Genomic DNA, 12,736 nt, shown 5'->3' on the forward strand with positions numbered 1-12,736 from the left:
ATAGGAAGACTAGGAATATACTATGTCACGTTTTTTTATTAATCGCCCTATTTTTGCATGGGTTATGGCTATTTTAGTCATGCTCATCGGGGTGATATCGGTCATTAACTTACCGATTGAGCAGTATCCACGTATTGCACCACCGACGATTTCAGTCAGCGCAAGCTATCCTGGTGCTAATGCTCAGACGGTTGAAGATTCAGTCGTGCAGATTATTGAGCAACGCATGAAGGGTCTTGATGGTCTGATGTATATGTCGTCATCGAGCTCCTCGAATGGTGCTGCATCCATTACGCTCACTTTCGAAAATGGTACAGACTCTGATACTGCACAGGTACAGGTACAGAACAAACTCCAAGCCGCCATGAGCTCACTACCCGAGTCGGTACAGCGTCAAGGCGTCAACGTTAATAAATCCTCTAGCAGCTTTTTAATGGTGCAAGGTTTTATTTCTGAAGATGGCAGTATGGATCGTGCGGATATCGCCGATTATGTCAACTCAAACGTTGTTGACCAGTTAAGCCGTGTGGAAGGTGTTGGTGAAGTACAAGTTTTCGGTTCTGCTTATGCCATGCGCATTTGGTTAGATCCGGCGCGCTTACGTAGCTATAACATGGTGCCAGCGGATGTGGTTGAGGCAGTACGTGCACAAAACGCCCAAGTATCTGCCGGTCAGCTAGGTCAAGCACCTGCTGATACCAGTCAACAGGTTATCAATGCGACTGTCACGGTTCAAAGCTATCTACAAACGCCTGATGAATTTAAAAATATTCTATTAAAAACCGATACCGCTGGCGCAAAAGTGCGTTTAGGTGATGTGGCAGAGGTTGAGATTGGTAGTGCAGACTACGGCGTAGTGTCGCTATACAATGGTAAAGAAGCAGCTGGTCTTGGTATTTCATTGGCGGGTGGTGCAAACGCACTGGAAACTCGTGAAGCCGTTGGGGCTCGTATGGCAGAGCTGGAAGCAAACTTCCCAGCAGGTCTAACATCCGTTATCCCTTATGACACCACACCATTTGTGCGCTTGTCTATCGAACAAGTGGTTATGACACTGCTTGAGGCAATTGTTCTCGTATTTATCGTTATGTTCGTTTTCTTACAGAACTGGCGTGCGACTATCATTCCTACTCTTGCCGTACCTGTCGTACTACTTGGCACCTTCGCTGTACTTTACATCGCTGGTTTTAGTATTAACGTCTTGACCATGTTTGCCATGGTACTATCCATCGGTCTGTTGGTCGATGATGCGATCGTCGTCGTCGAAAACGTTGAGCGTATCTTGGAAGAAGATCCTGATATCTCTATTAAAGATGCTACCGTACAATCGATGGGCGAGATTAGTAAAATCGTTATCGGTATTGCGCTGATTCTATCTGCCGTATTCGTACCGATGGCATTCTTCGGTGGCTCAACAGGTGTGATTTATCGTCAGTTCTCTATCACCTTGATTACCAGTATGGTGCTATCGGCCTTAGTAGCGCTTATCTTTACCCCTGCCCTTTGTGTGACCTTACTCAAGCGTAGCAAGAGCCATGATAAAGGTAATACAGAAGAGCAAAAAGGCTTCTTTGGTTGGTTTAACCGCTCGTTTTATAAAGTCAGTCGTAGTTACGAGAATTTAGTTGGCAAAAGTTTCCGCTTGAAGTGGCTATACTTAATTCTTTATGCTGCCATTATCGGTATTATGGCAGTGGTATTCTTACGTATTCCCGGCTCGTTCTTACCAGAAGAAGATCAAGGTATTATGTTTACCTTGGTTCAGTTACCTGCTGGCGCGACGCTTGATGAAACGCAAGAAGTGCTCGATAAAGTCAGTGATTATTACAGTACCCAAGAAGGCGATAATATCGCTTCAGTCTTTACGATCGCAGGTTTTAGTTTTGCAGGACAAGGGCAGAATATGGGACTGGCCTTTGTACGTTTATCGGATTGGGCTGATCGTCCCGGTGAAGAAAACACTGCACAGGCTGTCGCTGATCGCGCCATGGGTTACTTCTTTACCCAATTAAATGAAGCCCAAGTATTTGCGATTGTACCGCCAGCCATTACCGAACTTGGTAACGCCAGTGGTTTTGACTTAATGATTCAAGACACCGGTAACCTTGGTCATGAGGGTCTACTCGAAGCACGTAATATGCTGCTTGGCATGGCTGCGCAAAACGACAAAGTCGCAGGCGTTCGTCCAAATGGTCAAGAAGATGCACCGCAGTTAAAAGTGAATATTAATCAAGAGCAGGCCGCTGCTTATGGCTTGTCACTTGCTAGTATTAATAGCGTTATTTCTACCGCTTGGGGCTCAAGTTATATTAATGACTTCGTCGATCGCGGGCGTATTAAACGCGTCTTTGTTCAAGGTGAACCAAGCAGCCGTACCAATCCTGAAGATATTGCTAAATGGTATGTACGCAACGATGTAGGTGAAATGATTTCATTTGATGCGTTCTCTAGCAGCGAATGGCAATCTGGCTCACCGCGTCTGACCCGTTATAACAGCTTACCATCGATGAATATTCAAGGTAGTGCTGCACCTGGTCTAAGTACGGGTGAAGCGATGAGTTCGATGGAAGCAATGATGGAGAATCTGCCTGAAGGTGTGGGCTATGAGTGGACGGGTATGTCACTTGAAGAGCAAAAGTCAGGTGCACAAGCGCCGATGCTATACGCGCTTTCAATCTTGGTGGTGTTCTTATGTCTAGCAGCCTTGTATGAAAGCTGGTCTATCCCCTTCTCTGTGCTATTGGTCATTCCACTTGGGGTATTAGGTGCAGTCCTCTTTACTTGGCTACGTGGCTTTAATAACGATATTTATTTGCAGGTAGGTCTACTCACAGTCGTTGGTCTATCCGCTAAAAATGCTATCTTAATCATTGAGTTTGCAAAAGAGCACCAAGAGGAAGGCTATAGTCTGAGAGAAGCTGTCATGACAGCCGCGCGTCAACGTTTGCGCCCGATTATCATGACCTCGCTTGCCTTTGGACTGGGTGTTGTGCCATTATTTATCGCCACAGGTCCTGGTTCAGGCAGTCAAAATGCCATCGGTACCAGTGTACTAGGTGGCGTCGTGACCGCGACATTGTTAGGTATCTTCTTTATTCCCATGTTTTATATTTGGGTACGTAGTATGTTCCCGTACAAATACGAGAATAATAAACCAAACGATAAAGATGATGATAATAGTACGCCTGACCCGCAAAACCCAACGCCTTCTGAGAATTATCAGCCTGCAAGCTTTGGAGACAATACACAATGAGTGTTCAGAAAACATATAACACCAACTCAGCAGCGGTAGCAAATATTGCTATCACTGCCCAACCAGCGGGCTCACATATGCGCAGAAATGCTGGTCGCCTAATCGGCTTGACCGTTTTAGCGATGAGCATGGCTGCTTGTAACACGATTCCAAAAGCAGATATGCGCCCTGTGCTTGCTGAGCCAAATATCCCTATCGAACAAACCTATGGGGCATTCGATAAAGAAACAGTTAGTAACGCTGATCAAGCAAGTATTGCGGGTCAACGCTGGCAGAATTTTTATAGCGATGAGCGTTTAAAGGGCTTGATTGCTTTAGGGTTAGAGAACAATAAAGATTTTGAAAGTGCTCGTTTAGCAATCGAGAAAGCACGCGCACAGTATCAAATTACCGATCTTAATGATCTACCAGCGATTAATGGTAATGGTGGATACACGCGTCAAGCACAAAATAGAACTGACAAAAACCCCAATAGTAGCTATAACGTCAACCTAGGCTTGGCTAATTACGAGTTGGACTTTTGGGGCAAAATTGCTAGCTTAAAAGATCAAGCGCTACAGAATTTCTTAGCCACTACAGCGGCCAAAGATTCGACCCAAATCAGCTTGATTAGTAACATCGCTCAGAGCTATGCCAACTTGAGCTATAGCTTAGCGCAGTTAAAGCTGGCAGAAGCCACGGTTGAGAGTCGTGAAAAGTCTCTGTTTATCGCTGATAAACGCTTTGAAGCAGGCATTGATCCGAAGCTGCCATCTTTGCAAGCCAGTGCGTCATTAGAAAATGCCAAACTTGCTGTCCTACGGGCACAAAGCAGCATTTTAAAATCACGTAACGCCTTACAGTTCTTGGTGGGTGGACCGATTCCAACCAATCTAATTCCAACACCAGCAGTCAGCAACATCACTAGCCAGCAGATATTTAGTGCAGGCTTACCAAGTGAGTTGCTACGTTATCGCCCAGATGTACTGCAAGCAGAATACAACCTAAAAGCCGCTGGTGCCAATATCGAAGTGGCACGCGCGTCTTATTTCCCGTCTATCAGCTTAGCCAGTAGCATTGGGGTTAGTAGCGGCAGTTTAGATGACTTATTCAAAAGCGGCGCTGTCGGTTGGTCGTTTGGCCCAAGCATTAGCGTGCCTATCTTTGACGCTGGTCGCTTAGACGCCAATTACGATGTGGCTAAAATTGAGCGTGAACAAACGCTCTCAGGCTACGAGAAATCTATCCAAACCGCATTCCGTGAAGTGTCAGACGTACTCGCGACACGAGCCACACTGGGTGAGCAGCTCGAAGCACAATACCGTCTACAAGATAACTTTGAACAAACGTTCCAGATAGCAGATGCACGCTTTAAAGCAGGTATTGCCAACTATCTAGATGTGCTAGATGCACAGCGTTCATTGTTCTCAACGCAGCAAGGTATTTTGGATTTAGAGCTACAAAAAATTGTGAGCCAAGTCGAGCTATACCAAGTGCTGGGTGGCGGTGCTAATCTGGATGTACCAACGGCGATTCCTGTACCGCATAAAAACTTAGTGCAACTAGTGAATCTACCTGCCAATAGCAATAAAGCAAAAGCGGCAAATGCTATCGATGCGGCTAGCTCAGCGCGAGTTGCTTCTGCACAAGAAGCAAACGCCATTAAACAAGCGCAACCATCGGAAACGGCCACTTTTGAGCCAACCGCTGTCGTTGATGTCAATAATGATGGCAAAAAAGATGCTGCCATAGGAGTCGTTACCAAACAGACGACGTATAACGAAACCAGCATTGAGCAAGTACCGGTCACGCAGATCGTTGAGCCTTAAACACTCATAAATAGTGTGAGGTGATTTCCTTCACATTGATAGTCGATAAGTACAAAAAGCCCTACCGACTTGGTAGGGCTTTTTGCTTTTGTAAGGTGCTTTTAGTTATAGTAGGGAAATTAGCTTACACATACTTTTATCCACTTATTAATGTCCGTGATATAAAAAAACATATGCTTCAAAACAGCTTATTTAATCAAGCTGATAAATAACAATGACTAAAATCTAATGAGGACAAATCATGACTTATACCTTTAACCGTCAATTCCCTGAAACTCGTCTACGTCGATTACGCTACAACGATAACGTACGCGCGATGATTCGTGAAGTTGAGCTGCATCCTAAGCACTTTATCGCCCCTGTCTTCGTCTTAGAAGGCAAAAATAAGCGCGAAGCAATCGCTAGTATGCCAGGCGTTGAACGCTTATCGATTGACCTGCTGATCAACTATGCCAAAGAATTATTAAGCGAGGGCGTCACTACCATCGACATCTTCCCTGTTATTGATAATTCCTTAAAAACACCCGACGGTAAATCAGCTTATGACGAAAACGCCCTTACTGCTCGTACCGTAAAAGCGATCAAAGATGCTGTGCCTGAAATGGTGATAATGACCGATGTGGCGTTAGATCCTTATACCTCGCACGGTCAAGATGGACTGCTGGATGATTCAGGCTATGTCGTTAATGATGAAACGGTTGAAGTATTGGTCAAACAAGCATTGGTACATGCCCGCGCTGGTGCTGACATCATCTCGCCTAGTGATATGATGGATGGCCGTATCAAAGCCATGCGTGACGCCTTTGAAGCCGAAGGCTTTGTGAATACCGCTATCATGGCTTACTCTGCCAAATATGCTTCTGCATACTATGGTCCGTTTCGTGATGCAGTCGGCAGTGCTGGCAACCTAAAAGGCGGACACAAGAAACAGTACCAGATGGATTTCGGTAATCGTGCTGAAGCGCTGCATGAAGTGGCGATGGACATAGCCGAGGGTGCAGACATGGTCATGATTAAGCCGGGTCAGCCGTATCTAGACCTTATTCGTGAAGTTAAAAATACCTTTGGCGTACCGACCTTTGCTTATCAAGTGTCTGGCGAATATGCGATGCATATGGCTGCGATTCAAAATGGTTGGCTAACCGACGCGGTGATTTTAGAATCGTTGATTGGTTTCCGCCGTGCAGGCGCTGATGGGATTTTGACGTATTTTGCGCTAGAAGCCGCTCGTCAGTTGAATAATGCGTAATATAAATTAAGCAGCTTTTTATTTATACCGTCAATCTATCGCGCCAACTGTGATCAAGCAGCTGGCGCGATTTTTATTGCCTTATATTAAAACTTCACTAAAAATTATAAACGTGTACGCTCGTGTGGCTCATTAAAATCAAGCGCTGGACCAACAGGAATGATACGCGTGGGATTGATATTGGCATGACTAGTATAATAATGCTGCTTAATATGCCCGATGCTCACCGTCTCTGCAATACCTAACACTTGATATAAATCACGCAGATAACCCCAAAGATTGGGATAATCAACAATGCGGCGAATATTACATTTAAAGTGTCCGACATATACCGCATCAAAACGCACCAGCGTGGTAAATAAGCGCCAGTCCGCCTCAGTTATCGTATTACCTAGCAAATAACGCTGGTCTGTCAAACGTGCCTCTAGCGTCTCTAATACATCGAATAGCTCCGTCACCGCTTCTTCATAAGCCTCTTGTGTGGTCGAAAATCCTGCTTTATAAACGCCATTATTAACCGCAGAATAAACGAGCTCATTAACTGCATTGATTTCTGCTAATAACTCGGTTGGTAAAAAATTACCTGCTAGCGCCCCAACCTCATCAAAAGCTGAGTTAAACATACGAATGATCTCAGAGGACTCATTACTGACAATGGTATTGGTTTTTTTGTCCCATAATACTGGTACCGTCACCCGTCCTGTATAGTCAGGCTTTGCCGCCGTATAAATCTCATATAAGTAATTCGCATTTACAATAGGATCAGCAATCACGCCTGCGCCCTCTGCAAACGTCCAGCCCTTATCGCCCATAAATGGATGCACCACTGACAGCGAAATCAGGTCTTGCAAACCCTTTAGCTGACGGTAAATAATGGTACGATGTGCCCAAGGACATGCAAGCGAGATATATAAATGATAGCGATCAGCTTCGGCTTTAAAACCGCCAACACCTGACGAGCCTGCGCTGCCATCGACCGTGACCCAATTTCTAAAGCCGGCATCTTCTCGCTCAAAGCGTCCACTGCTCGCCTCCGTGTCATACCATTTGTCTTGCCATTGACCATCAACCAACAGCCCCATATCACTCTCCTCAACATTCTATTTTGATATAACTTTTGTGAAATATGCATACTGTGAAGTCATTATCACTATCCTCACTTTATTTTGAGAATGATACCAGTTATATACTGCCTAGCTATTAGGATTTGTAGTTCTACTGACAATAAAAAATAAACCAATTTCAATCACTATTTAATATAACTACATAAAAAAATATTAAAAGTCACTTAATATAAAGTGTGATACTCATTATTATGCTAATAAAAAAAATTATTAGAAATAAAGCTTGTAAAATCTCAAAAACTTGATAGAATACTCAACCTAAATAGGCGTATAGCTCAGTTGGTTAGAGCGCTACCTTGACATGGTAGAGGTCAGCAGTTCGAGTCTGCTTATGCCTACCAAATATTTAGAAAGCCCCAGTCTAACGACTGGGGCTTTTTTTGTCCGTAAAATATGGGCTGTAGCGGAAATACAAAGCTGATCTTCATCAAGATTTTCTTGTTTATAGCAGTGGCCAAACTACATCAAAAAATCTGTGTGCCTAAATTGTGCCTAAGTTGTGCCTTCTATCAGTTTTGCCTGTCTTTCAAAATAGCATTTTTGACCTCTACTCTAGTTTTCCTAAAACTACGAAATAATTAATTTATTGCTTTTCCTCTAGCGACTCGTTGGGTACATAAGTGAAAAGATCACCTACTCCAATATCTAATGCTTCACAAATCTTATCCATGGTCTCAAAATCTATTCTTGAAGTTTGTTCATTATAAATTTTGTGCATAGTCGATTTACTAATACCCGTCATTCTTATCAAATCTGCAACTTTCATTCTGCGCTCAGCCAGTAGCACTGGCAAATTACATAAAATCATAATAGAACCCTTTATCTACTAAAAAAGTACTTGCATACAACAACCTTTGCTAGTAAAGTACCTTTATCGAACAACAAAATAGTTCGATAGAATAATATAATTATTGAATTGACCTATAAGGAACTTATTATGTCACACACCTACCTAACTACCCAAGAGCTTTCTGAGCTTATCAAATATAACCCTCGTACGATCCGTAACGAGCTTAAAGATACCGTACTGATTGAAGGTATTCATTATATACGTCCCTTTGGTGGGCGTAAGATTTTATATGTTTGGGAGGAAATTGAAAAGGATATGCGTACTGGCGTTGCCGGTAGCATCAACGCCATGGCATTACAATAAGGGGAATTACGATGGCTAGCATAAGAACACGTAAAGGTAGCGACATGCTGTTTGTTGACTTTCACTACATGGGCAAACGCTGTCGGGAGACGACAAACTTAGTAGATACCCCAGCAAATCGCAAGAAGCTTGAAAACATCATTTTGAATATGGAAGCAGAAATTAGATTGGGCATTTTTAATTATGCTCAATACTTTCCTAAAAGTGATAAAGCAGCAGAGATGGTAGCGTTAAACGATCGTAAGGAGTGTATTAATAGTAATGTTCCTTCTTTTAAGCAGTTTGCCACCCTATGGTTTTCTGAGAAAGAAATTGAGTGGCGTGATACTTACAAACGTAAAATACAGGAGATTATTGATATGTATTTACTACCTGAGTTTGGGACTAGACCCATTCATCTCATAAAAAAGACAGATGTATTAGCCTTCCGTTCATCGCTCGCCAAAGTAACGTACGGAAAAGCTAACAAACATCTGTCAGCGGCACGCATCAATTCGATAATGGTACCTCTAGGTATGATACTAAAAGAAGCCGCTAAACGCTATAAGTTTGATAACCCTTATGATGACATTAAGTCTCTCAAAGAGCCTAAAACTGATATTCAGCCATTTACACTGGAGGAAGTCTGGAAGTTCATCAATGGTGTGAGAGCTGACTATCGTAATTATTATCTTGTGCGCTTCTTTACTGGTATGCGTACGAGTGAGATTGATGGATTGATGTGGGAAAATATTGACTTTAATCGTCGTGAGATTGTGATTAAGCAGGCGCTGGTTAAAGGCAAGATGGTTCCCCCTAAGACGCAAGAGTCTTATAGAGCGATTCAAATGTCACCTTGGGTTTTTGATGCTTTAAAAGATCAGCAAGCCATCACTTATAAGCGCTCAGAGTATGTGTTTTGTGCTCATACTGGTTCGCCACTTGATTACAACAATATCAATAAACAAGTATGGCATCCCACGCTTAGGCTTTTAGGACTCAAGACACGCAACGCTTATCAGACACGGCATACGGCAGCCACACTTTGGTTAGCAGCAGGTGAGAGTCCTGAGTGGATTGCCAGCCAAATGGGACACTCTACGACTAAGATGCTATTCAATACTTATAGCCGCTATGTACCAAATATGACCCGCCAAGATGGCAGTGCATTTGAGGCCTTAGTTATGCTTAGTCAGACTGTACAGACATCTACCGACAAGGAGACATCACAATGAAATTCATTAATTACGATAAATTGCATGCGGCCTTGAAACCTAGTGGCTATGTCAGTCAGGATGCCAATAGTATTGCCAATACTTTAATTTGTGAGCTCTATATTCAACCAGGTAATGGTTTGGCACGGTTCTTAAGTGTTAATAGTTGCTTTGATAATCATATGGCATTGCGTGTGTGGGTCCAGAAGCGTTTGGACGCGAGTATTGGGTATGTGGTTGATGATATGTATCAGCAGCTTCAGGGTGAGCTTTATGAGCTATTGCCGCAGCATGGCTATGCGTATTGAGGAGAATACTATGAGTGTGAAGCTTCAGCCTAGCATGACGCAGAATACACGAGAGTTAAATATCTGTGGCGATTACTGGGCATACAATAATCAAGGTGATTATATTGCACACGTAAAATCAGTTTGTCAGAAGTACGACATCAGCTCTCATATCTTGTTTCAAACTGTAGGTGAATGTTTTGCTTATTTAGATGATGTGCGATGCGAGTACTGTGGTTACGTTTGCCCTCTAGAAACACCTGCTGACATTCCTTTTATGCGCTCAAAAAAGAGTTGGTGTTGTGAGGTGTGTGAGTATGCCTTGTGGCGTAAAGATCAAAGTAAGTAACTCAACTAAAAGATTAAAGGCTAGAGGGCTCAAGCTGTCTAGTTTTTGCTATATATCTTAGATTAACACATGAAGTGCAATACCAAATGTGAGGTGGAAAAAAGACCTAGATGCGCTAGCATCAAAGTCTTTATCCACCGACCAAAGTGAGATTGCAACCATGAACTATACGCATCTAAGCCTAGGGGAACGATACCAGATTTATGCCCTAATAGGGGCAAAACATAGTATTAATTTCATAGCGCGGGCGTTAAACAGAAGTCCCAGTACCATATTAAGAGAAATCAGACGCAATAAAAGCCTGCGCGGTTACCGAGTCAATAACGCTCATAAGAAAGCTTGTGCAAGACGATCAAACAATGCGCTCAGCATCATCGCTGACGTATGGGACTGGGTCACAGACAAGCTTAAAGAGAACTGGAGTCCCCAGCAAATAGCAGGTGTTCATGGTGGACTCAGTCATATGAGCATTTATCGCTATATATGGACAAACAAGCGTAAGGGCGGCAGGTTATGGCAGTGTCTCAGACGTAAAGCCAAGCCTTATCGGCAGCGTTTAACTGCTGAGACTCGTGGTCGTATTAATGACAGAGTCTCTATCCATGAGCGCCCCTCCATCGTTGATGCGCGCTCACGTATTGGTGACTGGGAAGCGGATACCGTTATCGGTCAGCATCACAAGCAAGCGATTGTCACGCTCGTTGAACGTAAAACGGGGCTGCTGAAGATGAAGCGTGTGGATAATAAAACGGCACAGCAAGTATCAGAGGCAATGATAGAACTCTTAGCGCCAGTGAGGTTGCAGGTTAAGACCATTACCTCTGACAATGGTAAAGAGTTTGCTCAGCATAAGAAGGTGAAACAAAAGCTCTTTAGCTCTTTCTTCTTTGCCGATGCTTATGCGTCATGGCAGCGAGGAACCAACGAGAATACCAATGGCCTTATCAGAGAGTACTTGCCTAAGGGTTGTGACTTTAGACAAGTCTCTGATAATGAAATACAGGACATTGAGAACAAACTAAATAACAGACCAAGAAAACGCTTAGGGTTTAAAACGCCTATGCAGGCGTTCTATAATATTAATTAGCGTTGCACTTGGTGTGTTAATCTAAGTTAATATATGGTTGGTTCTATCCACCAATCATCGACAAGTTATTCATCATGCCGCTGTTAGACTCATGAAGGTGATGATGCTCAGGTTTAATTGGCATAAAGCTATGTAGGGTGTTCACAAGCCCTGCAACATCGTCTTGCTCTAGGTGCTGACGAATATCGTAGTTACCTTGGTCAAATAAGCACAGATGTACCTTGCCTTGACTGCTGACCCGCAAACGGTTGCAGCTATCACAAAAATGAGCAGCGTAAGGAGCAATCATACCGATACGGCCTTTATAATCTGGATGGCTGTATTCTATCGCTGGACCATCGTTGCTACCACGCACATGGGTTTGCCAGCCATTTTTTAATAAATAATTGGTAATAATATCGGACTGTGCATGCTGCGCAAAAAATAAGTCGCTGTTGTCGCTGGTCTGCATAAATTCAATAAATCTATAGGTAACGGCTCTGTCTTTGATGTATTCGATAGCATTCATCAGATTTTCAAAGGCAGTTTCTGCCATTAATATACTGTTTATCTTTAGCTTAATGTCTGTGGTCGCAAGTAAAGTATCCATATCCGCTAAGAGCTGCGGCAACATATCAAAACCGGTCATCTTATGGAAAGTCGCCGCATTAAAGCTGTCCATACTGATATTGAGTTGATTCAGTCCAGCTGCTTGCCAACTGGGCAAGTGCTTACCAAGTTTATAACCATTACTGGTCATGGCAACAGTTTCAATGCCTTTGGTATTTTTGATGGTTTTAATAATGTCTACCAAATCACGGCGTATTGAGGGTTCGCCGCCCGTAATCCTGACTTTTTTGGTGCCAACTTCAGCAAATCCACGGATCAACGTAGCAATTTCAGTGACACTCAGCTCATTTTGTGGTGGTTTGCCTTGATAGCCATCTGGCAGGCAATACTCACAGCGGAAATTACAGAAATCAGTAATGGATAGACGCAAGTAAGTCAGACGTCGTGCAAAACCATCTGTCAGTGGTTGATGGCTAGTATTAATAGGAAGGGACGAATCAAGGGGCAGATTATCAACAGTGGCATCGATGATAGAAAGTTTTTTACCGTCATGGATAACAGATATTGCCACAGGTGAATACAGTTGTGCATTCCCTATTGTGGGGGCGTGATAGGACATAATGTATTACCGTTAGTTTTGAATATGTTGTGGACTTTTAAGCGTTGCCTCAGGTTATGAATCAA

Annotated in this window: 11 protein-coding genes and 1 tRNA gene; 9 read left to right on the top strand and 3 right to left on the bottom strand. The window is 43.3% G+C overall.

Annotated features, from left to right (window positions below; all coding sequences use genetic code 11):
• Positions 1-22 precede the first annotated feature (22 nt).
• The 3 genes from I3257_RS04380 (at position 23) to hemB (ending at position 6,310) form a co-directional block, all read left to right on the top strand.
• Entirely contained in the window at positions 23-3,253 is a 3,231-nt protein-coding gene (locus I3257_RS04380) for an efflux RND transporter permease subunit (RefSeq protein ID WP_238048924.1), read from the top strand.
• Positions 3,250-5,061, top strand: a complete 1,812-nt coding sequence (locus I3257_RS04385) for an efflux transporter outer membrane subunit (RefSeq protein WP_238048925.1) — start codon at positions 3,250-3,252, stop codon at positions 5,059-5,061. Before I3257_RS04380 ends, I3257_RS04385 begins: the two co-directional genes overlap by 4 nt.
• A 241-nt stretch (positions 5,062-5,302) precedes the next feature.
• Entirely contained in the window at positions 5,303-6,310 is a 1,008-nt protein-coding gene (gene hemB / locus I3257_RS04390; RefSeq protein WP_238048926.1) for a porphobilinogen synthase, read from the top strand.
• Between the two features lie 104 nt (positions 6,311-6,414).
• Here the strand turns inward: hemB and I3257_RS04395 are convergent, their stop codons facing one another.
• Positions 6,415-7,392: a glutathione S-transferase family protein gene (locus tag I3257_RS04395; protein ID WP_238048927.1), complete on the bottom strand. Its 978-nt coding sequence runs from the start codon at positions 7,390-7,392 to the stop codon at positions 6,415-6,417.
• 306 nt (positions 7,393-7,698) lie between these two features.
• Between I3257_RS04395 and I3257_RS04400 the strand changes: the two genes are divergently transcribed.
• Positions 7,699-7,775, top strand: a tRNA-Val gene (locus I3257_RS04400).
• Positions 7,776-8,017: 242 nt separating this feature from the next.
• On the opposite strand, the gene I3257_RS04405 is transcribed toward I3257_RS04400, so the two are convergent.
• The gene (locus tag I3257_RS04405) at positions 8,018-8,242 is read right to left on the bottom strand and encodes a helix-turn-helix transcriptional regulator (protein WP_238048928.1); all 225 of its coding nucleotides are present in this window, start codon (positions 8,240-8,242) and stop codon (positions 8,018-8,020) included.
• Positions 8,243-8,371: 129 nt separating this feature from the next.
• Between I3257_RS04405 and I3257_RS04410 the strand changes: the two genes are divergently transcribed.
• The 5 genes from I3257_RS04410 (at position 8,372) to I3257_RS04430 (ending at position 11,503) form a co-directional block, all read left to right on the top strand.
• Entirely contained in the window at positions 8,372-8,587 is a 216-nt protein-coding gene (locus tag I3257_RS04410) for a hypothetical protein (RefSeq protein ID WP_058025596.1), read from the top strand.
• An 11-nt stretch (positions 8,588-8,598) separates the two neighbouring features.
• Positions 8,599-9,801, top strand: a complete 1,203-nt coding sequence (locus tag I3257_RS04415) for a DUF3596 domain-containing protein (RefSeq protein WP_238048929.1) — start codon at positions 8,599-8,601, stop codon at positions 9,799-9,801.
• Positions 9,798-10,088 carry a hypothetical protein gene (locus tag I3257_RS04420; protein ID WP_238048930.1) on the top strand — a complete coding sequence of 97 codons (291 nt, stop codon included), beginning with the start codon at positions 9,798-9,800 and terminating at the stop codon, positions 10,086-10,088. Before I3257_RS04415 ends, I3257_RS04420 begins: the two co-directional genes overlap by 4 nt.
• Before the next feature lie 10 nt (positions 10,089-10,098).
• Positions 10,099-10,416 (top strand): hypothetical protein, encoded by a 318-nt coding sequence (locus I3257_RS04425; RefSeq protein ID WP_238048931.1) that lies wholly within the window; start codon positions 10,099-10,101, stop codon positions 10,414-10,416.
• 88 nt (positions 10,417-10,504) lie between these two features.
• Positions 10,505-11,503 carry an IS30 family transposase gene (locus I3257_RS04430; RefSeq protein ID WP_238048932.1) on the top strand — a complete coding sequence of 333 codons (999 nt, stop codon included), beginning with the start codon at positions 10,505-10,507 and terminating at the stop codon, positions 11,501-11,503.
• A gap of 43 nt (positions 11,504-11,546) precedes the next feature.
• Here I3257_RS04430 and moaA read toward each other — a convergent pair whose 3' ends face one another.
• Complete coding sequence (moaA, locus tag I3257_RS04435) at positions 11,547-12,671, bottom strand: GTP 3',8-cyclase MoaA (RefSeq protein ID WP_238048933.1); 1,125 nt, start codon at positions 12,669-12,671, stop codon at positions 11,547-11,549.
• Positions 12,672-12,736: the final 65 nt, after the last annotated feature.

This window comes from Psychrobacter sp. Ps7 (assembly GCF_022129225.1).
GTDB classification, from domain to species: domain Bacteria; phylum Pseudomonadota; class Gammaproteobacteria; order Pseudomonadales; family Moraxellaceae; genus Psychrobacter; species Psychrobacter immobilis_A.